Source organism: Halorubrum zhoui, assembly GCF_051194155.1.
Taxonomy (GTDB): domain Archaea; phylum Halobacteriota; class Halobacteria; order Halobacteriales; family Haloferacaceae; genus Halorubrum.
In genome coordinates this window covers 371,851-395,993 of the sequence record NZ_JBLZNJ010000003.1, presented here as the reverse complement: position 1 = coordinate 395,993, position 24,143 = coordinate 371,851, and the positions used below count along the sequence as shown (strand labels likewise).

25 protein-coding genes and 2 pseudogenes are annotated in these 24,143 nt (G+C 66.6%); 11 read left to right on the top strand and 16 right to left on the bottom strand.

All coding sequences use genetic code 11. The features are described 5' to 3' along the window. The first annotated feature begins 48 nt into the window (after positions 1 to 48). Positions 49 to 1,374 (top strand): ABC transporter substrate-binding protein, encoded by a 1,326-nt coding sequence (locus ACNTAO_RS06150; RefSeq protein ID WP_435161090.1) that lies wholly within the window; start codon positions 49 to 51, stop codon positions 1,372 to 1,374. Positions 1,375 to 1,490: 116 nt separating this feature from the next. Here ACNTAO_RS06150 and ACNTAO_RS06145 read toward each other — a convergent pair whose 3' ends face one another. Beyond that, positions 1,491 to 1,757, bottom strand: coding sequence for an HAH_0734 family protein (locus ACNTAO_RS06145; protein ID WP_435161089.1), 267 nt, complete (start codon positions 1,755 to 1,757; stop codon positions 1,491 to 1,493). A gap of 259 nt (positions 1,758 to 2,016) precedes the next feature. On the opposite strand from ACNTAO_RS06145, the gene ACNTAO_RS06140 reads away from it, so the two are divergent. Then, positions 2,017 to 2,538, top strand: a complete 522-nt coding sequence (locus ACNTAO_RS06140) for a universal stress protein (RefSeq protein WP_435161088.1) — start codon at positions 2,017 to 2,019, stop codon at positions 2,536 to 2,538. A 12-nt stretch (positions 2,539 to 2,550) separates the two neighbouring features. On the opposite strand, the gene ACNTAO_RS06135 is transcribed toward ACNTAO_RS06140, so the two are convergent. Both ACNTAO_RS06135 and ACNTAO_RS06130 read right to left on the bottom strand, forming a co-directional pair. Further along, the gene (locus ACNTAO_RS06135) at positions 2,551 to 4,368 is read right to left on the bottom strand and encodes a ribosome biogenesis/translation initiation ATPase RLI (protein ID WP_435161087.1); all 1,818 of its coding nucleotides are present in this window, start codon (positions 4,366 to 4,368) and stop codon (positions 2,551 to 2,553) included. 1 nt (position 4,369) lies between these two features. After that, entirely contained in the window at positions 4,370 to 4,678 is a 309-nt protein-coding gene (locus ACNTAO_RS06130) for an EMC6-like membrane protein (RefSeq protein WP_435161086.1), read from the bottom strand. 337 nt (positions 4,679 to 5,015) lie between these two features. Here ACNTAO_RS06130 and ACNTAO_RS06125 point away from each other — a divergent pair, with 337 nt between their 5' ends. Further along, complete coding sequence (locus ACNTAO_RS06125) at positions 5,016 to 5,297, top strand: ArsR family transcriptional regulator (RefSeq protein WP_435161085.1); 282 nt, start codon at positions 5,016 to 5,018, stop codon at positions 5,295 to 5,297. On the opposite strand, the gene ACNTAO_RS06120 is transcribed toward ACNTAO_RS06125, so the two are convergent. After that, positions 5,294 to 5,602, bottom strand: coding sequence for a DUF7536 family protein (locus ACNTAO_RS06120; RefSeq protein WP_435161084.1), 309 nt, complete (start codon positions 5,600 to 5,602; stop codon positions 5,294 to 5,296). The genes ACNTAO_RS06125 and ACNTAO_RS06120 overlap by 4 nt on opposite strands. 173 nt (positions 5,603 to 5,775) lie before the next feature. Between ACNTAO_RS06120 and ACNTAO_RS06115 the strand changes: the two genes are divergently transcribed. After that, positions 5,776 to 6,756, top strand: coding sequence for a C-terminal binding protein (locus tag ACNTAO_RS06115; protein WP_435161083.1), 981 nt, complete (start codon positions 5,776 to 5,778; stop codon positions 6,754 to 6,756). Between the two features lie 44 nt (positions 6,757 to 6,800). On the opposite strand, the gene ACNTAO_RS06110 is transcribed toward ACNTAO_RS06115, so the two are convergent. Beyond that, entirely contained in the window at positions 6,801 to 7,562 is a 762-nt protein-coding gene (locus tag ACNTAO_RS06110) for a DUF6663 family protein (protein WP_435161082.1), read from the bottom strand. A gap of 84 nt (positions 7,563 to 7,646) precedes the next feature. Here ACNTAO_RS06110 and ACNTAO_RS06105 point away from each other — a divergent pair, with 84 nt between their 5' ends. Next, positions 7,647 to 8,270 carry a methyltransferase domain-containing protein gene (locus ACNTAO_RS06105; RefSeq protein WP_435161081.1) on the top strand — a complete coding sequence of 208 codons (624 nt, stop codon included), beginning with the start codon at positions 7,647 to 7,649 and terminating at the stop codon, positions 8,268 to 8,270. A 45-nt stretch (positions 8,271 to 8,315) separates the two neighbouring features. Here the strand turns inward: ACNTAO_RS06105 and ACNTAO_RS06100 are convergent, their stop codons facing one another. Next, positions 8,316 to 8,765: a type IV pilin domain-containing protein gene (locus ACNTAO_RS06100; protein WP_435161365.1), complete on the bottom strand. Its 450-nt coding sequence runs from the start codon at positions 8,763 to 8,765 to the stop codon at positions 8,316 to 8,318. Between the two features lie 388 nt (positions 8,766 to 9,153). Continuing rightward, positions 9,154 to 10,413, bottom strand: a pseudogene (locus ACNTAO_RS06095) (DUF7094 domain-containing protein); the annotation flags it as partial. 118 nt (positions 10,414 to 10,531) lie between these two features. Between ACNTAO_RS06095 and ACNTAO_RS06090 the strand changes: the two are divergent. The 4 genes from ACNTAO_RS06090 to ACNTAO_RS06075 all read left to right on the top strand — a co-directional run bounded on the left by ACNTAO_RS06090 (position 10,532) and on the right by ACNTAO_RS06075 (position 13,799). Then, positions 10,532 to 11,773, top strand: a complete 1,242-nt coding sequence (locus ACNTAO_RS06090) for a helix-turn-helix transcriptional regulator (protein ID WP_435161080.1) — start codon at positions 10,532 to 10,534, stop codon at positions 11,771 to 11,773. Positions 11,774 to 11,811: 38 nt separating this feature from the next. Beyond that, positions 11,812 to 12,345, top strand: coding sequence for a DUF5817 domain-containing protein (locus ACNTAO_RS06085; RefSeq protein WP_435161079.1), 534 nt, complete (start codon positions 11,812 to 11,814; stop codon positions 12,343 to 12,345). A gap of 81 nt (positions 12,346 to 12,426) precedes the next feature. After that, entirely contained in the window at positions 12,427 to 13,434 is a 1,008-nt protein-coding gene (locus ACNTAO_RS06080; RefSeq protein ID WP_435161078.1) for a DUF7490 domain-containing protein, read from the top strand. Further along, positions 13,431 to 13,799: a DUF8060 family membrane protein gene (locus ACNTAO_RS06075; protein WP_435161077.1), complete on the top strand. Its 369-nt coding sequence runs from the start codon at positions 13,431 to 13,433 to the stop codon at positions 13,797 to 13,799. The genes ACNTAO_RS06080 and ACNTAO_RS06075 overlap by 4 nt, the downstream gene beginning before the upstream one ends. Before the next feature lie 21 nt (positions 13,800 to 13,820). Here the strand turns inward: ACNTAO_RS06075 and ACNTAO_RS06070 are convergent, their stop codons facing one another. Beyond that, positions 13,821 to 14,186 (bottom strand): DUF8113 family protein, encoded by a 366-nt coding sequence (locus ACNTAO_RS06070; protein WP_435161076.1) that lies wholly within the window; start codon positions 14,184 to 14,186, stop codon positions 13,821 to 13,823. A gap of 48 nt (positions 14,187 to 14,234) precedes the next feature. Next, complete coding sequence (locus ACNTAO_RS06065; RefSeq protein WP_435161075.1) at positions 14,235 to 15,071, bottom strand: Rieske (2Fe-2S) protein; 837 nt, start codon at positions 15,069 to 15,071, stop codon at positions 14,235 to 14,237. Between the two features lie 155 nt (positions 15,072 to 15,226). Here ACNTAO_RS06065 and ppc point away from each other — a divergent pair, with 155 nt between their 5' ends. After that, positions 15,227 to 17,929: a phosphoenolpyruvate carboxylase gene (gene ppc, locus ACNTAO_RS06060; RefSeq protein WP_435161074.1), complete on the top strand. Its 2,703-nt coding sequence runs from the start codon at positions 15,227 to 15,229 to the stop codon at positions 17,927 to 17,929. 21 nt (positions 17,930 to 17,950) lie between these two features. Here the strand turns inward: ppc and ACNTAO_RS06055 are convergent, their stop codons facing one another. From ACNTAO_RS06055 to ACNTAO_RS06045, 3 genes and pseudogenes are all read right to left on the bottom strand, one after another. Further along, entirely contained in the window at positions 17,951 to 18,304 is a 354-nt protein-coding gene (locus tag ACNTAO_RS06055) for a DsrE family protein (protein ID WP_435161073.1), read from the bottom strand. 103 nt (positions 18,305 to 18,407) lie between these two features. After that, positions 18,408 to 18,971: a helix-turn-helix domain-containing protein gene (locus ACNTAO_RS06050; protein ID WP_435161072.1), complete on the bottom strand. Its 564-nt coding sequence runs from the start codon at positions 18,969 to 18,971 to the stop codon at positions 18,408 to 18,410. Positions 18,972 to 19,270: 299 nt separating this feature from the next. Further along, positions 19,271 to 19,468, bottom strand: a pseudogene (locus ACNTAO_RS06045) (hypothetical protein); the annotation flags it as partial. Positions 19,469 to 19,573: 105 nt separating this feature from the next. Between ACNTAO_RS06045 and ACNTAO_RS06040 the strand changes: the two are divergent. Beyond that, entirely contained in the window at positions 19,574 to 20,746 is a 1,173-nt protein-coding gene (locus ACNTAO_RS06040; RefSeq protein WP_435161071.1) for a Fic family protein, read from the top strand. A gap of 456 nt (positions 20,747 to 21,202) precedes the next feature. Here ACNTAO_RS06040 and ACNTAO_RS06035 read toward each other — a convergent pair whose 3' ends face one another. The 4 genes from ACNTAO_RS06035 to ACNTAO_RS06020 all read right to left on the bottom strand — a co-directional run bounded on the left by ACNTAO_RS06035 (position 21,203) and on the right by ACNTAO_RS06020 (position 24,083). Further along, the gene (locus ACNTAO_RS06035; protein WP_435161070.1) at positions 21,203 to 21,370 is read right to left on the bottom strand and encodes a hypothetical protein; all 168 of its coding nucleotides are present in this window, start codon (positions 21,368 to 21,370) and stop codon (positions 21,203 to 21,205) included. After that, positions 21,367 to 23,286, bottom strand: a complete 1,920-nt coding sequence (gene feoB / locus ACNTAO_RS06030) for a ferrous iron transport protein B (protein ID WP_435161069.1) — start codon at positions 23,284 to 23,286, stop codon at positions 21,367 to 21,369. Before feoB ends, ACNTAO_RS06035 begins: the two co-directional genes overlap by 4 nt. A gap of 2 nt (positions 23,287 to 23,288) precedes the next feature. After that, a complete protein-coding gene (locus tag ACNTAO_RS06025) occupies positions 23,289 to 23,525 on the bottom strand; it encodes a FeoA family protein (protein ID WP_435161068.1) in 237 nt (78 codons plus the stop codon). Positions 23,526 to 23,627: 102 nt separating this feature from the next. Further along, on the bottom strand, positions 23,628 to 24,083 hold the full coding sequence (locus tag ACNTAO_RS06020; protein ID WP_435161067.1) for a 30S ribosomal protein S19e: 456 nt from the start codon (positions 24,081 to 24,083) through the stop codon (positions 23,628 to 23,630). Between the last annotated feature and the right edge of the window lie 60 nt (positions 24,084 to 24,143).

Sequence of the window (24,143 nt, the reverse complement as noted above, 5' to 3'; positions counted from 1 at the left end):
GGATCTGACAGGGATATACTTAAGAACGAGGCCTCTATATGACTGGATATGTCATACCACAAGAGACGGCGTGACGTACTGAAGGGAGTGGGTGCGGCCGGGGCGGTCGGCCTCGCCGGCTGTGCCGGAACCGGCGGTGGCGGCGAAAGCGGTGGCGGCGGAGGCGGTGGAGGTCCCGACCTCCTCGTCGTCATCGGCTACCCGGAGAGCGGGATTCAGCTCTTCCGGGACTACTACGCGGCCTCCGACGGCGCAGAGGACATCCTCATTCCCGACGGGCTTCAGGACGCCGGACTGCCGGGACAGGTCGGCAACGACATGGCGAACGTCACGGGTACCGCTCCCGCGGCGGGCGGTCCGAACCAGGAGGCGTTCACGAGCCTGTACGAGGACACCTACGACGAGTCGCCCGGCGTGTTCACCTCACAGTCGTACGACTCGGCTGCGGCGCTCATCCTCGCCAACGTCGCCGCCGGCGAGAACGACGGCACTGCGATCCGCGACCAGCTCCGGCGGATATCGAACCCGGACGGGACGGCGTACGGACCGGGCGAGTTCCTCGACGCCGTCGAGGCGGCGGCCAACGGCGAGAACATCAACTACCAGGGCGCGTCGAGCTCGGTCAACTTCGACGAGAACGGTGACCCGGCCTCTGCGGCGTACTCGGTCTGGGAGTTCGACGGGCAAGGCGCCGAGTCGGTCGCGGTTCAGGACACACAGACGTTCGAGGGCGCGAACCCCGACGGAGCCGGCCCGTCCGCCGACGAGTCGCCCGGCGGCTTCGGTCGTGAGGTGAGCGTCGGCATCCTGCTGCCCGAGACCGGTGACCTGGCCTCGACCGGTCAGCCGATGATCCGTGCGGCGGAGATTCCGGCCCAGCAGGTCAACGACTCCGACCTCGACCTCACCGTGAACGCGCAGTTCGAGGACACCAACACCTCTCCGGACCAAGGAGTGAGCGGCGCAGAGTCGCTCGTCAGTGCTGGCGTGCCGGCGGTGTGCGGCACGGCGTCCTCCGGCGTGAACGTCCCGGTCTGTCAGGAGACGCTCATCCCGAACGAGGTCGTCGGCTGCTCGCCCTCGAGCACCGCGCTCTCGGTGACGAACCTCGAGGACGACGACTACATCTTCCGGACCGCGCCAAGCGACCGACTCCAGGGCCGCGTCATGGCGCAGGTCGCCTCCGAGCGACTCGAGGCCGCGTCCGCCGCGACGCTGTACGTGAACAACGACTACGGACAGCAGCTCTCAGAGCGGTTCAGTAACGTGTTCGCCGACGAGTTCGACGGCGAGGTGTACGACCAGATCAGCTTCAACATCGGCGAGTCGTCGTACTCCAACGTCGTCGAACAGGCGCTCTCGAGCGGCAACTGAGCGGCCACACCCAACTTCGCACTTATCACTGTGACCCCAGCGACGGCGACGGAGACCCGCGTCGACGGAGCAGAGACGTAGTCTCGGTCTCGAGAGCCGCTCGCATCACACCGCCGTCACACGGACAGGTCGCCGCTGGCTTGGATCACGTCCAGCGCCGCGGCGTCGACCGTCTCGACGTCGAGCCAGTGTGGCACGTACTCGCGTTTCTCGTAGGCCTCACGCTCGTCGGGCCTCCCGACGGTACACCACAGCTGGGGCTCGTCGGGCCCGTGCCACCCACCCTGGGTGTTGATCCCGAAACAGATCAGCTGCTCGCCGTCGTGCTCGATGACCGCGTCCTTGCGGATGCCAGGGTCGCCGCGGACGATGAGCTGTTTCATACCGCGCGGTTCGCGCGTTCCGTGCTTAATCGCTTCGGTACGGCAGATCGCCGGCGAGTATCTGTGTGAGAAACACAGACTGTGTCGCCCTCGAACGAAACGAACGGTCGGTAAATCCGAGTTGACTTATCGTATCGACCATCGTAGCCGGATAGATAATGATAATCGTCTATCCTGTCGAAAACGCTTAAGACGCGTGCAGCCGAACTGTGCGTAGAGACGGCGTGCCGTCCGAAGGCGACCTGCCGACCACCAGCCCATGTCCGTAGACACCGACTCCGACGCGAACCGAGGCAGAACCGACGCAGCGATCCACACCCCGAGTGAAAGCGCAAGCACGGCCGCTACAGACGGCGAGCCAGCCGGACTCTTCGAGCGGGTGCTGGTCGTCACCGACGGCGACACGACCGGCGACGCCGCCGTCGCGGCCGGCGTCGACCTCGCAGCCACCCACGGGGCGAGCGTCGACGCGCTGTACGTCGTCGACACGACCGAGGCGTGGGACGTGGTCGTAGAACGAAACGAACGCGAGGGCGAACGGGTCGTCGAGGCGGCCGCGGCACGGGGGACGGCACGCGGCGTCGACGTCGAAAAGTGGTTCCGATACGGCACCGCTCACGAGGAGGTGCTCGGATTCGCAAACGCACACGACGTCGACTGTATCGTCGTCGGGTCGGCGCGGCGGACCGGTCTCGACCGACTCATCCACCCGAATCCGCTTCCGGCACGGCTCCAGCGCGACGGCTCAGTACCCGTGTTGGTCGTCGGCGCCGACGACTGAGCCGGCGGTCGTTCACGGAGCGTAGTAGTACTCGCCGTCGCGCTTCTGTTGGCGGTCCTTCTGTGAGTCCGGTTTGTTTATGCGTGGACGGCCCGTGCGCTCGTCGCGTCGAAACGTGATCTCGAGGTCCGAAAGGAAGTCGTTCATTCCCGCCCGCATCGCCTGTGGCTTCGAGGCGTACCCCGCCTCGGCCGGCTCGCCGTCGAACACCATGAGCCGGTCCGCGAGCAGGTCTATCATGTAGATGTCGTGGTCGATGACCAACACGGTGGCGTCGTGGTTCTCGGCGTACCGGCGGATCGCAGTCGTCGCACGCACCCGCTGTTCGACGTCGAGGTGTGCAGAGGGCTCGTCCAGGAGGTACAGGTCGGCGTCTTCGGAGAGACACGCGGCGATCGCGACGCGCTGGCGCTCGCCGCCCGAGAGGTCGACGAGATTCTGCTCCATGATCCGGTCGAGCTGGAGCGGGTCGGCGACCTCGGTGTTCCAGTAGGAGGTGCCGAACGCGTCGGTGATAGACGAGAGGAACGCGTCGACCCGCATCGGCTGGTCGACCTCGACGTACTGTGGCTTGTACGCGATGTCGAGGTCGAATCCGAGCGAGCCGTCGTCCGGGGTCAACGAGCCTGCAAACAGCTTCGCGAGCGTCGACTTCCCGATCCCGTTCGGCCCGACGATACCGAGAACCTCCGACTCGTAGATCGTCCCGCCTTCGACCTGTAGCTCGAACGCATCGGTGCCGTACGACTGCTGCAGATCCGGGTACGTGACGAGCGGCGTCCCCTTCGATGAGACGCGCGGGGCGTGTTCCTCGAAGGTGATCGCACTCGGGCGGATGCGCATGTTCTCGTTGTCGAGGTACCCGCCGAGGTACTCGTTGATCCCGTTTCGCACGGACTTGGGATCGGTGATGACGCCGTACGCGCCGGGCTCACCGTACGCGACGTGGAGGGTGTCGGCGAGCAGGTCCAAGATCGCGAGGTCGTGTTCGACGACGAGCATCGACCGGTCCGCGTCGTCCGCGGCGAGTTCTTGGATGAGGCGGGCGGCGACCATGCGCTGTCCGATGTCGAGGTACGGCGTGATCTCGTCGAGGAAGTAGAAGTCGGCGTCGCGTGCCAGACAGGCGGCGATCGCGACGCGCTGGAGCTCGCCGCCGGAGATAGAGCCGATGTTCTGGTCCATCACCGGGCGGATGTTGAGCCGGTCGACGAGCGCGTCGAGGGCGCCCCGCTCGTCGGTCCGCTCGAGGAGATCGCGGGTGTTGCCGTCGAACTGGGCGGGTATCTGGTCGACGTACTGTGGCTTCCGCGAGACGGTCACCGCACCCGACTCGAGCGCGCTCAGGTACTCCTGGAGTCCGGTCCCCCGGAAGCGGTCGAGCACGCGCTCCCAGTCCGAGGGCGTCTCGTGGTCGCCGAGGTTCGGGACGCGCTCGCCCGCGAGCGCGTGCACCGCGGTCGACTTCCCGATTCCGTTCGGACCGAGAATACCGGTGACGCTTCCCGGCTCTGGCGTCGGGAGCCCGTACAGTGCGAACGCGTTCTCACCGTACCGGTGGACGGGGTCGTCTTCGAGTTCGGCGGGGAGGTTGATGATCTCGATCGCGTCGAACGGGCACTTCTCGACGCAGATGCCACACGTCTCGCCGAGACACAGCTCTTCGGAGATGCGGATCTGGTCCGGGTCGCCCTCGTCGGCGTCGGGCCCGCGCTCGGTGATGCACTCTTTGCCCGTTCGATTCGGCGGGCAGTAGTTCGCACACTCGTAGTTACACCGGTCCGGCTGACACCGGTCGAGGTCCACGACGGCGATGCTGTCGTCGGCCATCTCAGAGCGTCACCGCCGAGGTGAGGAGAACGGTGTAGCTGATGAACCACAGCGTGAACGTCATGAACGCCACGTAGAGGTTGTCTTTGACGCCGAAGTCGGCGATATCGACGCCGACGACGCGGTAGACCGGGTACTGTGCGAGCACGAACGCGCCCAACACCAATACGCCGGTGGTGCTGGCGGCGTCGACGGGGTCGGTTCCGACGTAGACCGCCGAGACGACGCCGGCCGCGATGCCCGCGAGCGCACAGATCGTGGTGACGACCACGCTCCGGGCGTGCCCAGATATCCCCGAATCCTCGCTCATACGAACGGATCTGCGAGCACCCGTGAAAAGCCGTTCGTTCCGTCTGTGGGGAACGCGTTCGACTCGTACCCGCGGTTCGGACCCCGACGTCCGTGAACGCGACTCTGCAAGAACCACGAGGGCGACCCGACGGGAGTGTCAGGCCGGTTGGCGCGCGTGAGTCCGGCGACGAGCGCGCGCGAGCGCGAGCGCTGACTGACCGGTCAGTCTGTCAGCGATATACCGGCAACGTATGCTGGTACGTGGTCGGGATGCCCGTGAAGTGGCGGTCGAAGCGGACCCCGATCGGCGGATCCGCATCAACATTTATGCCCATGTGTGGTTTCGAGTGGTAGCAATGGCTGGAACTCACACGGAGGGGCTCGACGACCTTCCGCCAAGCGCCAAACTGGTTTTCAAAGTCCTCGAGTACAACGGTCCGTTGACACAGAAGGGTATCGTGCAGGAGTCGATGCTGTCGGCGCGTACGGTTCGATACGCGCTCGAACGGCTGGAGGGGATCGACATCGTCGACGAGGACGTGTACTTCGCCGACGCCAGACAGAACCTCTACAAGCTCACCGAACCGGCACAGGAGTTCACCAACGAGGAACGCGACGCCTCCTGTACGGCCGACTAACGCCGATCCTCGCGCCCGACGTCTCGTGCGCCACGCACCGCCTCGACGAGCGTGAGCCCCACCGCCACCGAGAGCGCTGCTGCCGCCGCGAGCACGAACGCGAGCGAGAGGAACCACACCTCGGGGCCGAACACCGGGTACTCGCGTACCTCGACGAGCGGACCGAGCAGCTCGAGCGTTCGCACGAGGTACAGCGATCCCGCCAACAGGAGCCCCGTGGCGACGCCGATCCGGACGTTTCGGTAGAACGCCAACGACTCGAGGAGCACGAGCATCGGGGGCTTGGTGGTCGTGTCGTCGCTCACGCGCCGTCGTACGGCCGCCGTCTGCAAAGAGTCGTCGGAACGGCCCCGAGGGGACGGCCCCGACGGGACGGAACGACCCAACGAGACCGAATTAATCACGATCGACGGTAATATTCTCGGTGTAGCGAGCGAAAACAACGGGTATGAAGTGCAGTCAGCTCAAAATATTTCGTATGAAGCGAGTACTCCTCTCTGCGTTCGCGATGATCGACCCGGCCGTCTACCGCGCACGGCTGCCCGACGCCGTTGACGACGAGGTCACGGTCGACGTCGCCGAGCTCGGCTCGACCGACCGACTGATCGAAGCTGGGGCCGGCTACGACGCGATCGTGACCGACATCGACACGCCGGTCACCGCCGCGGCGATCGAGGCACTGGGCGACGACCTAGACGTGGTCGTCCGCGCCGCGGTCGGCGTCGACAACATCGACGTCGCCGCGGCGGCCGACGCGGGCGTGACGGTGACGCGCGTACCCGACTACTGTACCGATGAGGTGGCTACCCACTCCGTCTCCCTCCTCTTGAGCTGCCTCCGTTCGATCGAGACGTACGACCACAGCGTCGCCGACGGCGGGTGGACGTGGGAGGACGGCCGCCCCGTTCGGCGGGTGAGCGCCTCGACGATCGGATTGCTCTCGTTCGGTCCAATTGCACAGCGAGCCACCGAACAGCTCGCCGGGTTCGGTTCGGAGCTCGTAGCGTACGACCCGTTCGTCGACGCGGACGCGATGGCCGAACACGGCGTCGAGAAGGTCGACCTTGACGCGCTCTTCGACCGCGCAGACCACGTCGCGGTGTACGCCCCGCTCACCGAGTCGACGCGTGGGATGGTCGACGCCGACGCTCTCGGCCGGTTAGACGAGACGTCCGTCGTGGTCAACGTCGGACGAGGGCCCGTCGTCGACGCCGACGCGCTGCTTGAGGCGCTCGAGACGGACGGGATCAAAGCCGCAGGCCTCGACGTCTTGGCGGCAGAGCCGCCGGAGGACGATCCGCTCGTCGGCCGGCCCGACACGGTGATCACGCCGCACGCAGCGTGGTACAGCGAAGACGCCCGAACGGATCTCAACGAGAGCGCTGCCGACGACGTCGCCGCTGTCTTCGGCGAGGAGGTGCCCGATGGTCGCGTCGACCCAGACGCCGACTGGCTGTGAGCTGCCGCCGTGGACGCAGCCGACTGCCGTGAGCACGCCCGGTCTCAGAGTCGGTCGGTGAGATCGAAGGCGTCGTGCTCGTCGGCCGCCTCGTCGTTGGTCGCCTCGTCGCTCACACCGGCCGCGTTCGATAACCGATCGGCGAGTCCGTCGCCGAGGTCGTAGGTGTCACGGACCGTCCGTGCGAGGACGCCGTCGCGCTCGAAGACGACGTACACCGCGACGAAGTCGTATGCGGCCGGACGAAACACGAACACCGAACGCGGCGCGTCGTCGTCGCGCGTGCGATTGACCCGATCGACGAGCGGTTCGATCGGGAGTCGGCCGGTCCGGACCTCCTCGAACGTGTCGGTGTTCGGGCCGTCGGCGAAGACGTACAGCGCTCCGTTCGGCTCGTCGTCCGTGGATCGAGTGGTGATCGATCCGACGGCCTCGCCGTCCGCACGAATCCGTTGCCACGTCTCGACGGCCGCCTCGAACATCCCTTCGACGCCGTCGGCGAACCAAAACCGCGTCTCACGCCGCACCGAGAGGTCGGCGAATCGCGCGGTACCGTCGTCCCACGCGAGCGTAGCGTCGACGACGGCTCCCGGGTCGAGTGACGCGACGCGGTCGGCGAGTTCGTCCTCGTACCCGGTCGCCTCGACGTACACCGGATCGTACGCGTCGGTGGCGTCCGGATCGGTCGGATCGACGGGCTCTGGCGGGCGCTCGACGAGCACGAACACCGGGGTCGGAGCGTCGACGTCCGCCGGGTTCTCGCGGCGGTCGTGAACGCGGTACCGACCGGTCGTCGTCGGGTGCATGCCGGGAGAACGGTCGGCCCGACGCATAAGCCGGTCGGAAGCGGATCCGTGTCGTTATGCGGGTGGGCGCACAACCTACGACAAATGGGGATTCTCGAGGACAAGTCGAACGCCCGGCTGTTCTACAAGTACCTCTCGAAGGTGTACGACCAGGTCAATCGGTTCAACTGGACCCCAGAGATGCGAACCGAGGCGCTCTCGTGGCTCGAGATCGAGCCGGACGACCGGGTACTCGACGTGGGCTGTGGAACCGGGTTCGGCACGGAGGGGCTGCTCGAACACGTCGAGACCGTCCACGGACTCGACCAGAGCATCCACCAGATGCAGAAGGCGTTCGAGAAGTTCGGCAAACACGACCGCGTGCAGTTCTACCGCGGCGACGCCGAGCGACTCCCCTTCGCGGCCGACACGTTCGACGTCGTCTGGTCGTCCGGTTCGATCGAGTATTGGCCGAACCCGGTAGCCGGTCTCACAGAGCTCCGTCGCGTCGCGAAGCCGGGTGGGCAGGTGCTCGTCGTCGGACCGGACTACCCGCACAACCCCGTCCTCCAACGGCTCGCCGACGCGATCATGCTGTTTTACGACGAGGCGGAGGCAGACCGGATGTTCGAGGCGGCCGGCTACGACGCGTTCGAACACCACATCCAGCAGGCGACCCCACGGAGTCCGCGGGCGATCACGACCGTCGCGCGCGTGCCGGAGGAGTGACCGCACGCCGGTGGCGTGAGCCGGAGATCGGCGGTCGCCACCGACTCAGCCCGCCGTCACGCGCCCTTCGAGGGTCGCGATCGGCTGGTCGTCGACGACGAGCCGGACGGTCATCCGATCACCGGGCGCCGGCGTCGGATCGTTCGTCCCCGCGATGCGAAACGAGGCACTCGTGCCGGCCGTCCACTCGTCCGGCGTCGCGGCGTTGAACGGACCGGTCGGTCCCGGCCGGAAACCGGCAGCCGAAAAGAACGGAACCGGCGGCTGGTTCCGCAACGGCTCGCCGTTCACCGCGACGACGACCCGGAGCTCACCGACATCTATGGGATCGCCGCCACGGTGGGTCAACACGACGCGGTCGGCCGTCGCATCGAGGGCGATCGTCGCGGTCGGGGCCGGAGACGAGAGCTGAGCGACCCCGAGCGTCGCCGTTCCCACGCCGACAGCGAGGAGGACCGTCACGGCCACGAGGAGGACGACCGCGACCGGCGTCAGTGCTCGCGAGTCGGCCCTCGTAGCCGACGCGGACTCGGAGGCGGGTTCCACCGGGGGGGTTCTCCCCGGCAGGTCCGAACCGGAGTCGGAAAGACGGCTTCGCCCCGTCGGCGCGTCACCGGGCGGTAACCGTTCTGCGCGCGATGGGGGCGCGGATTGTCGTGACACGGGGTGGCTGGGTCGTCACCGTATATATCCTGTCGGTGGTACCGGTCGCTCTGACGGCGCGACGGTCGGTGGTCGCTGGCGACCGCGGCCGTGTCACCCCGCGTGTGACGCGGGCGTCCACCGGACGACCGCTAACGGTCGGGCTCGCGGTGTCGACCGGGCTCGAAGCGCCGGCGACCGCCACAGACGGTGCACTGGACGTGTCGCCGGCGGCGGCGAGCCGGGGCGTGGCGAGCGGCTGGATCTGATCGACGACCGCGACGCGTGGTTCGTCGACCACGGTGATACGGTACGGCGCGTCCGGAGAGAGCGTCCGGACGACCCCGTCGCCGTCCGTCTCGCCGATCGGTCGACTGTCGCCGTCGCCGACGCTCCGCGTGACAGTCACGCCTTCGAGCGGTTCTCCGGTCGACTCGTCACGGACCGTCACCGCGACCGGTCCACCGGGGTAGCTCCGGTGAACGTCGACGGCGAACCCGTCGGCGGTCGTCGAGACGGTCGCGTCGCCTCGAAACGCCTCGAGGTCGATCCGTTGATGCTCGGCGAACACGGCCGTCGTCCCCCCACTCACGAACGCTCGTAGTCGTCCGCGGTCGTGTGGAACGGTGACGCGCTGGACGGCACCCGCGCCGAACGCGTCGGGCTGGCGAAGCGCCGTCGTCTCGGGGTACCGATCGGTCGCGAGCGCGATGGCCGCCTCGCTCGAGACGGTCCCGCCGTCGCGGTCGAGGCGGTCTCGCCGCAGCGACTCGCGGAGGTACTGGTCGTCGTCGATGGTCGCGAGCACGACCCCGTCGGTGGTCGACGCAACGCGGATCGTCGTCGTCGGCCGTTCGCCGCGAGCCGTCGCGAGCGCGGCCGAACGCACCGGACCGCGGTACGTCTCGAGCCGGAGCTGAAGCTCGTCGAGTCGGGGCGGCGCGCTGAACCCCGGGGTCTCACGCGCGAGTCCGTCGAGACGCTCGAGTCGCCGGTCGTACTCCCGTGCGAGGGTCGCAACGGCGAGTAGCTCGTCGAGCAACGCCCGAGTCGACAACGCGCCGGTCGCGTGTGCGTCGACGGCCGCCGCCTGTCGGTCGCCGAGGTCGGCCTCGGCGCGCGCGACGCGGTCGATCGCCGCGAGAATCCGCCGCTCGCGCGCCGCGGCGGCGTCTGCCGACTGCACCCGTTCGACCGTCGTCTCCGTTCTGAGCGCACCGTCGGTGTCGGCGACGGCGAGCCCGAGCGACGCACCGAGGTCCGGCCGTGTCGCGTGTCGATCGGTCCGGACCGTCGCCGATGCGGGGAGCGACAGCACGCGAAGTGACGTGGCGTCGGCCGGGGCGGAGTCGGCATCAGTCTGTGGTGTCGGGACCGACGTCACCGCGCCGAATGCGTTCGGCGCGGCGGCGGCGTCGATCGCGACCGTGGGAGTTACACCGCCGGTAACCGGTGTGACACAGAGGAGGAGCACGACGGCGATGACCGGGAGGGCTCTCATCGGGATAGGATTCACCACCGGACGATAAAAAGCCCATCTCACGGCGGCGACGGCCAGGAACGACTCGAAACCGGGCATGGAAAGGGTTTTGCCCGGTCCGGGAGTTCGTTTCGGTCACATGCGCACCCCCGCTTCGCGCGCACTCCTGGCGGTGGTCGTCGTCCTCACGCTCGTGAGTGGCGCGGCGACCGCCACGGGAGCCGGCTCCGCCCCACCGTTCGCGTCGTCGGCCGAGACGCCGCTCTCCGTCGGCTCCACGCCGGCGCAGTTGGACGATAGCGGCGTGGCTGCTGGGGAGACTCGCATCCAGATCGCGCTGCGGCCGAACCGCGACGCCCGGTGGACGGTCACCGTCAGGTACGCGTTCACGGACGCGAACCAGACGCGCGCGTTCGAGACGGTCGGCGAGCGGTTCGCCACTGGAGCGGTAGGTCCGACGCCTGGCCTCTTCGAGTCGTACGCGCGTGCGGCGAATCGGACGGTCGACCGCGAGATGCGAGTCGTCGACGTCGACAGAACCTGGGTCGTGCTCGAGGACCCCGCCACCGACCGCGAGTCGGTGGTCGCGGCGGGCGAACTCCGGCTGACGTTCGTGTGGACGGCGTTCCTCGAGCGCGACGGCGACAGTCTCGTGCTCGGAGACGCCCTCTCGACGGCCGACGGCGAGACCTGGCTCCGGACGTTGCGGGCGAACCAGACGCTCGAGGTGGTGACGCCGGACGGGTACACGGTCTCCGACACGCCGGGGGCGAGCGTGACGCTGCGGGACAACGCCGTCGTCATCGGCGGGCCACGGGCGTTCGACGCCACCGACCAGGTGGCGGTCGTGTACACGCCGACCGCGGGCGGCACCACACCGTGGTCACTGCTCGCCGGGGCCCTCGTCGTCTCAGCGGTCGTGATCGCCGGTGGACTGCTCGGCTACCGGCGGCTGGGTGCGAGCGCGACCGACCCGGCCTCCGACGACGGAGACCGTGAGACCGACGGGCACGCGGCCGCGTCGCCGGCGGACGCGTCGGCGTCCACCGAGGAGACGGACCAGCCGTCGACGACCGACGAGACGGACCTCTCGTTGCTCTCTGATGAAGAGCGGGTCGAACGGCTCCTCGAGACCAACGGAGGCCGGATGCGGCAGGCCGCCATCGTCGACGAGACCGGTTGGTCGGACGCCAAGGTGTCACAGTTGCTCTCGGCGATGGCCGAGGACGACCGCGTCGAGAAGCTCCGGCTCGGCCGAGAGAACCTGATCTCGCTCCCGGAGGCCGCACACGGCAGCGGTGTCGACGACGGAGACGCCGGCGATGCGCCGACGGACCGTGACGACGCCGACGACGGTGGGAACGCCCGCGGATCGAGGTGAGCCGAGGGTTCAAATCCGAGCCCGCCGAACGTAGGGGTATGTACGCGGTCGTCGGGTGTAACGCGTGTAGCAACCTGTGGCTCGTTCGGGACCTCCGATCGAGTGAGACGGCGAGGTGCTCACGGTGCGGAAAGACCCACCAGACGGCGAAGCTGAAACGCCTCTTCGAGTCGGACGACCGCGACGCGGCGCGTGAGGCACGGTCGGCCCTCCTGGCCGAGAAGCAGGGCGACGGCGAGGCGTTCGCCGCGGTCGACCACGTCTCAGAGCTCGAGCGCGCCGTCGAGGACGCCGGCGTCGACGACCAGACGTATCTCGAGGGGGCCGGGCTCGACGCGGACGCCGTCGACGAGGCGGCCGCCCGGTCGATACGGCGCGATGGTGCGTCGAGTCGGTCTCGCGAGGAGATCGTTCGTGAGGCGATCACCGCGACCGACGACCCGACACGTGAGCGTATCGTCGCGTACGCGACGGAGCACGGCGTGCCGGCGGACGCAGCCCGATCGCTGCTCACGGCGCTCACCCGGCGAGGTGCGCTCACCAAGTCCGGCGGACGGTACCGGCTTCTGTGACCACTGCGGGCGGGGAGTCCGCCGATCGATGCGCGTGGAAAAGCGAAGACTACAACTGTACGGCCTCGGATGCGTGTCGGCATGGACACGCGACGAACCCTCCTCGCGGCCGCCGCCGCGATCGTCGTCGTGAGTGCGATCGGCGTCGCCGCGACACCGGCCGCCGTCAGCGACCCACGAGCCCCACCCGATCGTGCCGGGACGGTCGACCTCGCCGACGTCGCCATCGCTCCGGGTGAAATCCGGGGCGAGACCGTTCGGCTCGAGCTGCAGACCGCACTCAGACACCGAGGGCCGACGACGCAGAACGTCACCGTTCGACACCGGGCACTGGACGCGGAGTCGGGGCTCCTCGCCGACGAGACGACCGTCGACGTCGGCTCGATCGACGGCGACCGCGAGACCGGGGTGAACGGAAGCCTGACCGTCGAGCGGGCGGGTGGGTATCGCCTCGAGACGGTCGTGTACGCGGACGGACAGCGCCGCGACCGTCGGACGACACGCGTCGCGGGCGTCTCGGCGCTCGAGCCGTCGTACGCCGAGTCGTCGGTCGGGTTCGCTACAGAGACGAGCTGGCCGACCGTAGCCGTGCGCGTCGTCGAGACGACCGACGCCACCGCGACGCTCTCGGTCGCCGTCACGGTCACGAACCGCGGCGACGAGGCGGCCGGTGGACTCGACCTTCGCCTCTTGCTCCGTCAGGCCGACTCGAACGTGATCGCCGACGAGGCGACGGCGTCGGTCGGGTCGATCCGGGCGGGACGCACCGACACGGTGACCAGCCGTGTGACGGTGCCGGACGGCTACAACTACTACGTCGACGCGGCGTTGTTCGACGACGACGTGCTGATAGACGAGACACAGGGCGTCGCCAACCTCGACCCCGAGACGACGATCAGTGCGAACGAGACGGTCCGCGACGTCTCGTTCGAGACCGAAGACTTCAGCGAGCGCGACGACGAGGCGGACGCGTCCGGCCAGCGACCGGTCAGCGAGTCGGAGACCGAGGACGCGACGCCTGGTTTCGGAATCGTCGTCGGGGTTGTGGCACTGCTTGGCGGGAGTCTACTCGCGCGGAGGCGACAATGACAGACGAGATCGACCGCGACGACGCGACCGCAGTAGATGACGCGAGCGCGCGAGATGATGTGATGCCAGCCGACGACGGACCCACTGGTGACGAAATCGCTGGTGGCGGAACCTCCAGTGACGGGACACTCGGGCGGCTCTCGGCGGGTGATGCCCGCGGGCTCCTCGATAGAGTTGGCCTCGGCGCGTTGGTCCTGTTAGCGCTCGTCGCCGGATGGAGCGTGTACGATCAGGCGGGAGAAGCGATCCGACTGTGGGTCGATCCGGCCTTCCAGCCGGTCGTCCTCGCCGCGTTCAACCTCGCTATCCTCCTCGTCGCGCTCGCCGGCATCGCCCACCAGCTGGTGCGCATCCGCGGCGAGTGACCGCGGGCCGTGGCCGCCGCCTCACTCGTCCGGGATGTCGTCTGCGGTAGCCGGGACCTGGTCGACGCGGCCGGCGAGCGTGGCCGCATCTGCGGCGACCGTCGACGCCTCGACGCCGGCTTCGGCGGCGACGAGTTGGACGTGTGCGGCGAGCAGCGCGAGCGCCCGAAGGCCCTCTGTTCGTGTGTCGTCGCCGGCGCGCTGGGCGAACGTGGTGTCGACTTCGCCGTCGTGGACGACGCCGACGTGGATCGCCTCAACGTCGTCGTCGAGGAGGGCGCGAGCGCGCTCGACTTCGGCTACGAACTCGTCGTCGGGCGCCTCGTCGGGAGAGGCGTCGTCTGTGGATGATCGACTGGTGGAGGGATCGTCGTGGTCGTCGCGCATACGCCACACAGGTGTGAGCGGGTCAAAAGGGCGACGCTCGGACGGAAATTACTCTGTCGGGCGGGGGCGGGCGACGAACAGCGCCTGCTCGATGGTGAAGGGGTCGTACCCGGACTGGTGACAAACACAGTAGGTTCCGTCTGCGACGCCGTAGCGCGCGGACTCGGCGAGCTGTTTGTACCCCGGAACACAACAGAAGTGCGTACAGACGTTGAGGTACGCCATGAAGCCCTGGTCCGTCGAGGCCTCGAGCCACTCGTCTTGGGAGGCCGCCTCTTCGATCCGCTTCGAACGGATGACGGTCGCGTTGAGCGTCGAATCGGCGTCCTCAGAGCGCCACGTCACCGCGGCCGGCTTGCCGACGCCGTCGTTACCGACGCCGTTCCCCCACGAGTCGTAGTCGTCGAAGTCTGCGGCGCGGATGCGGTCACCGCGCTCGTACGTCTCGTCCTGCCAGTCGTACGCGCCGGTGTTCGCCCGGAAGATGTTGTCCGACTCGAAGTTCGGAGCGACGTTCTCTTGTGACTCGACGCCGCAGTACTGGAACCACGCGCCGGAGTAGGTGACGCCGCCGAGTTCCTCTTGTGCCACCTCGATCTCGACCCCGTTCTGCTCGACGGTCTGCACCTCCGGCCAGATTCCCTCGAGGAACCCGTCGTCGGTGACGCGGATCGGGATCTGTGGCAGCCCACGCGGAGCCGGACCGGTCACCTTGGCGATCGTCATCGCGGTGGTCTGTCCGCCACCCACACCGGAGGAGGTGGTGAGCGTGTTGACCGTCGCGGAGCCGAGCGCGCCGACGCCGGCGAGCGCCGCGCCCCCGACGACGCCCTTGACGAACCGCCGACGCCCGGACTCGGCCGGATACTTGTCGGACTTGCTCATACAGCGTCGTTCGTGGGGGACCGATAAAAAGCATGACGAACCCGTCGGCGAGCCGGGGCAGCTGATCCGACAGTGGACCGATCGTTCACTCGGGCGTGAGGCAAACTTTCCGCAATGCGGCGGGTTTAACCGGAACCAGTCGGTGTGTGTGCGGTATGGAGTTACACAACCGGAGCGTGCGGACGGACGTCCGCGAGCTCGGGGCCCTGCTCGGCGACGTCCTCGCCGCACAGACGTCGACGGCAGCCTACGAGACCGTCGAAGACCTCCGTACGGCGGCGATCGCGTACCGACAGGGAGACGCCGAGAGCCGGGACGCGCTGTACGACGCGATAGACGACCTCTCCGGGTCGCGTGAGGGGATCGTCGCACGGGCGTTCACCACGTACTTCGAGCTGATCAACCTCGCAGAAGAGCGCGAGCGGGTTCGGGCGGTCCGAAACGCCGAGTCTGCGGGTGCGATCCACGACTCCTTCGCGGAGACGATCGCCACCTTCGCCGAGGAGGGGGTCGAAGCAGACGAGCTGGAGGCGCTGCTCGAGGACGTCCTCATCGAACCGACGTTCACCGCGCACCCGACCGAGGCGCGGCGGGCGACGGTCAAAGCGAAACTTCGGTCGATCGCGAACCTCATGGAGGCGCTCGACGAGCAGCGGCTCACCGACCGCGAGCGGCAGGCCCGCTGGCGCGACGTGAGCGCCGAGGTGACGAGTCTCTGGGGGACCCGCCAGGTGCGACAGCGTCGCCCCGAGCCAGAAGACGAGGCCCGAAACGTCGGGTGGTACCTCGAGAACACCCTCTTCGACGTCGTCGGCAGCGCCTACGAGGAGTTCGAAGAGACCATCTCGAGTGAGTACGAGGACGTCGAGTGTCCGAAGCTGTTCGAGTTCCGGTCGTGGGCGGGCTCCGACCGCGACGGCAATCCGTTCGTCACCCCGGAGGTCACCGACGAGACGCTGGAGCGACAGCGCGCGGTCGCCGTCGAGAAGTACCGAGAGGAGTGTAAACGACTCTCCGCGGTGTTGAGCCACGACGGGGACCGCTACGCGACGACCGGCCCGCTTCGAGACTCGCTGGCCGAGGACGCCGAGCGCTTCCCGACGGTTGTCGAGGAGGCGAGGACGCGGTACCCCGACGAGCCCTATCGACAGAAGCTGAAGCTGATGCGCGAGCGACTCGACCGCGTCGACGACGTCAGACCCGGCGGCTACCCGGACGCCGAGGCGTTCCTCGCGGACCTCGACACCATCGCAGCGTCGCTCACGCTCGACGACAACGACGTCGTCCGAACCGCACACATCGACCCACTCAGACGGCAGGTCGACACGTTCGGGTTCGTCCTCGCGTCGCTCGACCTCCGCGACCACCGAGAGAACCACACGGAGGCCGTCGCAGAAGCCGTCGCGACCGAGGGCGTCGACTATCGGTCGATGGACGAAGACGAGCGAGTCGACTTCCTCACGGGAGCGATCCTCCAGCCAGAGCCGATACTCGACCCCGACGATCCCGGAGACGTCTCCGAGACGACCACCCGCGTGTTGCGCCGGTTCGACTCGCTCGCCGGGTGGCAAGACGAGTACGGCACGCAGGCCATCGACACTTACTGCATCTCGATGACCGAGGAGCCGAGTCACGTCCTCGAGGTGCTCTTTTTGGCCGACCAGGTCGGCGTCGTCACGCTTCCCGACCACTGTGGCATCGACGTGGTTCCGTTGTTAGAGACCGAGTCCGCGCTCAACGGCGCCGAGCGCATCCTCGGTACGCTGTTCGAAAACGACGCGTACAGCGCCGCGCTCTCGGCTCGCAACGAGGTACAGGAGGTGATGCTCGGCTACTCCGACTCCAACAAGGAGAACGGCTTCCTCGCTGCCAACTGGGACCTGTACAAGAACCAGCGACGGATCGCGGACTTCTGCCGTGACGCGGATGTCACCCTCCGGCTCTTCCACGGCCGCGGCGGCTCTATCTCCCGTGGCGGCGGGCCGATGAACGAGGCGCTTCTCGCCCTGCCGAACGAGACGGTCACCGGACAAGTGAAGTTCACGGAGCAGGGTGAAGCGATAGCCGAGAAGTACGCCAATCCGCGGATCGCAGAGCGGGAACTCGAACAGATGTTAGACGCCCAGATACGCGCCCGTCAGGAGGCCAACCGAGAGCCGACCGAGGAGGTTCCCGAGGCGTGGATCGACGCCATGGAGACGATGGCGTCGGCCGCCCGCGACACCTATCAGAGCCTGTTGAACGCCGACGGGTTCGTCTCGTACTTCGGGCAGGCGACGCCGATCTCGGTCGTCGAAGACCTCAACCTCGGCTCGCGACCCGCCTCGCGGAGCGGTGAACGCACGGTCGAGGACCTGCGAGCGATCCCGTGGGTGTTCTCCTGGACGCAGACGCGGCTCATCCTCCCCGGCTGGTACGCCGTCGGCGCTGGACTCGACGCGTACCTAGAAGAGGCCGGCGAGGCGGACGGGATCGAGACGCTGCGCGAGATGTACGACGAGTGGCCGTTCTTCCGGACGACGCTCGACAACGCGGCGCTCGCGCTCGCGCGGACCGAGCCGGAGATCGCCGCCGAGTACGCCGAACTGGCCGACGACGAGCTCCGCGAGCGCTTCTTCCCGCAACTCGTCGACGAGTACGAGCGTGGGCGCGAACTGGTGCTCTCGATCAGCGGTCGCGACGAACTCATTCGGCGCGAGTGGCTCGGCGAGAGTCTTGACCGCCGAAACCCGTACGTCGACCCGCTCAACCTCCTGCAGGTCGACCTCCTCGGCCGCACACACCGAACCGACGCGGAGGAGCGGACCCTCCGGCTCACCGTCAACGGCATCGCAGCCGGGATGAAGAATACGGGGTAGCCGGGCTCGTCGCGCGCGACCTCAGAACGTGATGACTTCGTACCCCTCGTCGACGAGGCGCCGAATGCTCGGGTGGCCGTCGTGGTCGTCGAGAGTGGCGAGTCCGGCCGCGTCGACTGCATCTGCGACGTCGAACGCGCTTGAACAGTAGTCACAGACGGCCGCGTGGTCCCGAACCGACTGATACAGCTCGTGGTAGTCGTGGCCGGGGTCCTCCAACACAGGGACCCACGTCGTCCCGGCACCGTCGAAGATGAGCTTCGGGTCCTCGTCTGCTTCGGCGAACTCTCGTGTCGTCTCGAGTGCGTTCACGACGCGGCCGAGGTTCTCGTGACCGTCCGTACCCGCGAGTACGACGATTGCGACGTTGGTCATACGTTGACGACGAGACGCGTCCACCTAGGCCGTTGGCGGCCGTGCAAGCCGAGTGCAACGCCGGCGAAGAGTTATAATGACGGTGGCTCCGTGCCGATGTCGGTCACTCCGCTTCGAGCGCCTCCCAGAACACCTCGGGGGGGTCGCGGTCCGTATTGGCCGCGAGTGCGACCCGCTTCTGCCGGTTCGCCTCTTCGATGCGACCCGCGGCCTCGCCGGCCCAGCGTAGGAATCCGACGAGCGTCTCACGGCGCATCCGGTCAAGATCGGCGGCGTGGTAGGCGTTGACGACGCCACCGCCCTCGCGGTTCAGCTCGGCGCGGTCGATCAGCTCGAGGTCGACGAGGGCGTGGAGGTACCGGCTCACGGTGCTCCGGTCGTAGTCGAGCGTCGCTGCGACGTCGCGGGCGGACACCGGTCCCTCTCCGACGACGCATAGACAGACGTCGATCCCGGCTTTCGGAAGGTCGAACACCTGTAGTAACACCGCTTCGAGTTCGGGCGTGCTCACCGAGATGTCGACGTCGTCAACCGGTTCCATCGGAGTTCCGTGACACGACACGGCGTCGTCCCCGACGACCAGCGCCATCGTGTCGCAGCTGGAACACTCGACGACTGAGGTGTGGATCGCATCGGGGTCCGTGCGTGCGTCGGCGGGCTCACTCATCGGTAGTCACCGATCATACACGGTGTACGTGCTGTCGTGGGGGCCTAGCTGTTTGGGTTGGTGACCCCGCCAGTCCACCCACGTCGGATCGCTACGGGTCGGCCGTGAGTGCTGTCGGGCGTCGCGCGGGTCGTTGGAAGTTGAGACTACGGCAGTTATAGCACCGCTGGTATGCACGATATCAGCCGAACCACCGAACTTGACACGGTTCACACTCGGGTCGGGCCACCACTTCCAGTTAGTATCCCAACTAGAACTGCGTATTTGAAGAGAATAGAACAGCGCTGCCGCTCGTTACCGTTGCACGTGAACACCGAATACTGCCGGTTGTCAGTGTGCTCAGAGTCCTCGTTTCGACGGTACACGAGCGTCGTCTGGTGCCACTCATTCTTGTCCAAGTGGAGCTTACCGACGAGCTGGACGGTCGCCCACTGATAGGCGTATTCGTCGGTCTTCTCTTTTGTCCCGATAACATTATCCTCGTGACATTTTCTATCCTTAGAGATTCTGAGTAGTTGTGACAGTGCAATCACCCACCCTACTATTTTGATTTAGCACCAAAAATGCCAATAGTAGTCAGCGTATTTGTCGGGATGCCACTAATGGAGCGAGATGATTTCGACGAGACGGCTCCTGGTGAAATCGTCCCCACGACGACACCGAAGGGGACGTATTCGGCGTTTAAGCCTGAACCGCTTCCGCCCTCAATCAGTACTGAGGAACTCATTACACCGCTTGCGGAGGCGACACAGGCACTTGGTCGACTCCACGGTATCGGCCCACGTGTCGGCTCAAGAGAGATCCTAATCGAGCCGTTCATCCGAAAAGAAGCGCTGGAATCCTCGCAAATCGAAGGCACGCATGCGACCCTCTCAGACATCTACGCCTATGAGGCTGGACAGGAGGCTCTCATCGGCGAAGACAGGCAGCAGGGCACCCAAGAAGTCGTGAACTATCTGTACGCGCTGACACACGGATTGGATGCGATCACAGCTGGCGATCCAATCACCGTCGAATTGTTATGCGAGATGCACGACCGGTTGCTTTCGGGTGTCCGCGGGGATGAGGCCGACCCAGGGGAACTCCGTACGACGCAGAACTTCATCGGTAGTACGCCATACATCCAAGACGCCAGGTACGTGCCGCCGCCACCGAACGGGATCCCAGACCTTCTCGAAGACTTGCTTGAGTATGTGAACCAAGAGACAAATCTGCATCCACTTCTCCGAATCGGGCTGACCCACTACCAGTTCGAGACGATTCACCCGTTTCTCGATGGGAACGGACGACTCGGGCGGCTACTGATCAGTCTCCTCCTACAACGTGACGGTCTCCTGCCCGAGCCGTATCTCTACCTGAGTTCCTATTTCAACGCACGGCGGTCAGATTACGTTGATCATCTCTTGGCAGTCAGTCAGCACGATGAATGGGAAGAGTGGCTCCTGTTTTTCCTGCGTGGCGTACAGTCGCAAGCGGACGAGGCCCATCAGCGGGCCAACCTGCTAGTCGACCTCCGAGAAGGCTATCAACAGCGATATCAGAGCGAGCGGTCTGAGAACATCCTCGAACTGGTGATGCGGCTCTTCGAAGATCCGTACCTTGACGTGAATACGGCGGCCGAGTGGTTAGATGTCGAATACAGCACGGCCAACCGACTGATCGGACAGCTCGAAGATGACGGAATACTCGAAGAACTCACCGGGAAAGACCGGAATCGGTTCTACCGGGCGAGCGAAGTCTTCCAAATCATCAACAAGCCGATCGACCAACTCTGAACGGCTGAGCAGAGAGGGCTTGAGGCAGGCATATGCATTGAGATGACCGGCCTCAACTACTGGGGGCCGTGATTTTGTATAGCGAGACGCGATTTACGATGGCGGTGTGAGAGACAAGCCCTCGTGACCGCCGGGCACACGTTATGCCACACCCTCCCCAGCCGATTCTCTATGTGGTTGGTAGCAGTTCTGTGAACAACACGACCGTGCGACCGCCGGGCACCACTTACCGCCACACCCTCCCCAACCGATTCTCTATGTGGTTGGTAGCAGTTCTGTGAACAGCACGACCGTGCGACCGCCGGGCACCACTTACCGCCACACCCTCCCCAACCGATTCGCTCGGTCGCTTCGCTCCCTCGCTCATCCCTCGCACGCGCTCGTGGACACGCTGTCGCGGTCCACGAGGCGCGCGCCACCGCTGGTAGGTTGGGCGATGACGTGTGGTGGACGGCATCACTCGTCGTCGCGCGAGAAGAGCCCACGCAGGCTCGCGAGCGATCCACCGCCACAGGCTCCACAGCTCCCACAGTCGAGCGTCGAACAGCGGAGGGTGTAGCCACACCGCGGACACTTGTCGTTCGATGCCGGGTCGAGGTCGTACTGACAGGTTGGACACTTCATAGGACGGTCACCACCGCAGCGAGGAGGCCGCCGACGAGGAACGCCACGGCCCACGAGCCGGTCCACATCACCAGCCCGGTCTTCAGGTCGTGTTCTTTGACGATCATCGCCATCGCGAGCACGCAGGGCACGAACAGCGTGATCACGACGAGTCCGACGAACGCCTGGGACGCCGAGAGCGCGAGGTCGGTCATTCCGGCGGCCGCGAAGTCGCGCCTGACGAGCCCGAGCACCAGGATCTGACCGAACCCCGCGGGCATACCGAGCGCGGCCGTGAGCGGGCGCAACCCGCGCACGATGCTCGCGAGCGCGCCGACGTACTCGAGCACGGAGATCGCCGCCGCCGTGACCGCGAACAACGGGATCGCTTCCGTGAGAAACCCCTTCGTCCGAGTGACCGTCTTCTGGAGCACGTTCCCCGCTCGGGGACGGCGAACCCGCGGAAGCTCGGTGACGAGCCCGTGGCTCTCGCCGGGAAGCGTCCGGTCGAGGAACACGCCCGCGATACCGAACACGAGCAACAGCACGCCGAGGTACGCGAACCACCAGCCCGCTCCGAGCGCCGCCAGGAGTCCGAGGATGATCCCCAGCTGTGCCGAACAGGGGACCGCGAGTCCCAACAACGCGGTCGAAATGAGTCGTTCACGTCGCGACCCCGCGATCCGCGTGGACACCACCGCCATCGTCACACAGCCGAGCCCGACGATCATCGGGATCACCGCCCGACCGTTCAAGCCGATCCGCGACATGCCGCGGTCGGTCAACACCGCGAGGCGTGGCAACAGCCCGGAGTCCTCAAGCGCACCGATCACGAGGTAAAAGCCCGCAACGAGCGGGAGCAACACCCCGAGCAGGTACTGCACCGTCACGGTGAGCAGCCCCAGGTTGTCGTTTATCAACACGAACCGCACCGGCTCCACCCACCCGCTGGCCGGAACCGTCGTCTCTACGAGACCGGTCACCCAGGGGACGTAGTGGGCCCCGAACACCTCCGTCTCGAGGACGTCCACGAGCCGCTGTGCGACCACGTCACCGATGAAGAGGTAGACGAGTCCGACCCCCACGAGTGCGAGCGGGGTCCCCGTGAGCGGGTTCAGTAGCGCCGCGTCGACGACGTCGGTGACTGTCCGTCGGTCGTCGGCCGGTTCTCTGACCCGTTCGACCGTGGCGTCGACCCGTCGTCGTCGGTGCTCGTAGATCGAATCGCGGAGCGACGGCAGTTCGATGTCCGGGAGCCCGCCGTCTGCTCGGGCATCACCGGCCGTGAGCCGCTCGAGCGTCGGTCGGTCGCCTTCCAGCACGAGGACGGCCTCACGGCGCGACGCGTCGACGTCGGGGAGCGCGTCGAACCACTGCTCGACAGGGGTAGCCGCCGGCGCACACGCCTCGTCGATCGCCTGGCGAAGGTCGGCTATCCCCTCGCCTTCGACGGCGACCGTCGGCACGACGGGGACGCCGAGGTCGGCCTCGAGCGCGTCGATGTCGATCTCGTCGCCGTCGCGTTCCACCTCGTCCATGACGTTGAGCGCGACGACCGTCGGGATTCCCATGTCGAGGAGCTGGTGGGTCAAAAACAGGTCTCGGTCGAGCTGTGTCGCGTCGACGACGTTGATCACCGCGTCGGCGCCGAGGACGACCTCTCTGGCGACCCGCTCTTCTTCGGAGAACGAAGAGACGCTGTAGGTGCCGGGTGCGTCGACCAGTCGGCGTCCGTCGACCGATCCGACGGTCGCCGTGACGGTGGTTCCAGGGTAGTTGGAAACGTCCGCGTCGGCCTCGGTCAGCTCGTTGAACACCGCGCTCTTGCCGACGTTCGGAGCCCCGAGCAGTGCGACCATGTTCGCATCGGTACGCACGACGTCGTCGCGAGGCGTATCCGTCGGCGGCGGGTCGTCGCCGTGCGGGCACGCACCCATATCTACTCACACTCCGCCACGGTGATGTCGTCTGCGACGGCGTCACCGAGCGCGATCGTCGTCCCGTTGCGTTCGAGCACGACCGGTCCTCGCGAGAGTGTCGTTCGACACCGGACCGGACCGTCGAGCATCCCGATCCGGAGCAGGTGTGCGCGGACGTGCTCGTCGGGCACCGCCTGGATCTGAACCTGCTCGCCACCTGAGACGCCAGAGAGACGCTGGTCGGTCGTGAGGGACATCTTTAGGTGGACCTAAATGGGTGAGACATCTAAAGCCGCGGCGGGATTCTACCGGCGTAGCACTGTGCCGAACTGTTAAATACTGGAGGAAGCGCCGTCGGCTCAGGCGTACCGTTCGAGCTCCGGTCGGTCGAGGTCCTCGAGAACGTCGCTGGCGACCGCAGAGAGGAACGACTCGCCTTCGTCGGATATCCGTCGGCCCTCGCCGGCGGCGGTGGTGACGAGTCCCTCGTCTTCGAGCGCCTGCAGCGACGACCGGATCAGCTTTCGAGAGCCGCCGGCGTGCTCACCGGGACGAACGGAGTATCGGTTCGAACCGCGCTTTTTCGAGCCGTACTCGGTCGCGAGCCGCTCGATGCCGATCGGCTCGTTCTGTGCGACCTTACGGAGGAGGCTCGCCGAGCGAACGTACCAGAAGTCGTCCTGCTCGGGCGGGAGCTCGTTTCCGGCACCGCTCTTCGTGAACGCTACCCAGTCGGGCTCGTCGATCCGGTCCTCGAGTCGCGCCGCGACAGCCTCGATGAGGGCGTCGGCGGGCACGTCGTAGATGGTCGCCATTGACGCGTAGTTCTTCGCAAACTCGTTTAAACCCATCGTATTCGAGAGCCGTCGTGTGAG

What these genes read in the sequence shown, in the direction of transcription:
- ACNTAO_RS06125 (WP_435161085.1), top strand. Translation starts at nt 5,016, where the DNA reads ATGGCTGGAACTCACACGGAGGGGCTCGACGACCTTCCGCCAAGCGCC.
- ACNTAO_RS06070 (WP_435161076.1), bottom strand. Translation starts at nt 14,186, where the DNA reads ATGCGCGACGACCACGACGATCCCTCCACCAGTCGATCATCCACAGAC.
- ACNTAO_RS06035 (WP_435161070.1), bottom strand. Translation starts at nt 21,370, where the DNA reads ATGAAGTGTCCAACCTGTCAGTACGACCTCGACCCGGCATCGAACGAC.
- ACNTAO_RS06105 (WP_435161081.1), top strand. Translation starts at nt 7,647, where the DNA reads ATGGGGATTCTCGAGGACAAGTCGAACGCCCGGCTGTTCTACAAGTAC.
- ACNTAO_RS06085 (WP_435161079.1), top strand. Translation starts at nt 11,812, where the DNA reads ATGTACGCGGTCGTCGGGTGTAACGCGTGTAGCAACCTGTGGCTCGTT.
- ACNTAO_RS06055 (WP_435161073.1), bottom strand. Translation starts at nt 18,304, where the DNA reads ATGACCAACGTCGCAATCGTCGTACTCGCGGGTACGGACGGTCACGAG.
- ACNTAO_RS06115 (WP_435161083.1), top strand. Translation starts at nt 5,776, where the DNA reads ATGAAGCGAGTACTCCTCTCTGCGTTCGCGATGATCGACCCGGCCGTC.
- ACNTAO_RS06080 (WP_435161078.1), top strand. Translation starts at nt 12,427, where the DNA reads ATGGACACGCGACGAACCCTCCTCGCGGCCGCCGCCGCGATCGTCGTC.
- ACNTAO_RS06090 (WP_435161080.1), top strand. Translation starts at nt 10,532, where the DNA reads ATGCGCACCCCCGCTTCGCGCGCACTCCTGGCGGTGGTCGTCGTCCTC.
- ACNTAO_RS06075 (WP_435161077.1), top strand. Translation starts at nt 13,431, where the DNA reads ATGACAGACGAGATCGACCGCGACGACGCGACCGCAGTAGATGACGCG.
- ACNTAO_RS06040 (WP_435161071.1), top strand. Translation starts at nt 19,574, where the DNA reads ATGGAGCGAGATGATTTCGACGAGACGGCTCCTGGTGAAATCGTCCCC.
- feoB (WP_435161069.1), bottom strand. Translation starts at nt 23,286, where the DNA reads ATGGGTGCGTGCCCGCACGGCGACGACCCGCCGCCGACGGATACGCCT.
- ppc (WP_435161074.1), top strand. Translation starts at nt 15,227, where the DNA reads ATGGAGTTACACAACCGGAGCGTGCGGACGGACGTCCGCGAGCTCGGG.
- ACNTAO_RS06150 (WP_435161090.1), top strand. Translation starts at nt 49, where the DNA reads ATGTCATACCACAAGAGACGGCGTGACGTACTGAAGGGAGTGGGTGCG.
- ACNTAO_RS06025 (WP_435161068.1), bottom strand. Translation starts at nt 23,525, where the DNA reads ATGTCCCTCACGACCGACCAGCGTCTCTCTGGCGTCTCAGGTGGCGAG.
- ACNTAO_RS06020 (WP_435161067.1), bottom strand. Translation starts at nt 24,083, where the DNA reads ATGGCGACCATCTACGACGTGCCCGCCGACGCCCTCATCGAGGCTGTC.
- ACNTAO_RS06050 (WP_435161072.1), bottom strand. Translation starts at nt 18,971, where the DNA reads ATGAGTGAGCCCGCCGACGCACGCACGGACCCCGATGCGATCCACACC.
- ACNTAO_RS06130 (WP_435161086.1), bottom strand. Translation starts at nt 4,678, where the DNA reads ATGAGCGAGGATTCGGGGATATCTGGGCACGCCCGGAGCGTGGTCGTC.
- ACNTAO_RS06065 (WP_435161075.1), bottom strand. Translation starts at nt 15,071, where the DNA reads ATGAGCAAGTCCGACAAGTATCCGGCCGAGTCCGGGCGTCGGCGGTTC.
- ACNTAO_RS06110 (WP_435161082.1), bottom strand. Translation starts at nt 7,562, where the DNA reads ATGCACCCGACGACGACCGGTCGGTACCGCGTTCACGACCGCCGCGAG.
- ACNTAO_RS06145 (WP_435161089.1), bottom strand. Translation starts at nt 1,757, where the DNA reads ATGAAACAGCTCATCGTCCGCGGCGACCCTGGCATCCGCAAGGACGCG.
- ACNTAO_RS06140 (WP_435161088.1), top strand. Translation starts at nt 2,017, where the DNA reads ATGTCCGTAGACACCGACTCCGACGCGAACCGAGGCAGAACCGACGCA.
- ACNTAO_RS06135 (WP_435161087.1), bottom strand. Translation starts at nt 4,368, where the DNA reads ATGGCCGACGACAGCATCGCCGTCGTGGACCTCGACCGGTGTCAGCCG.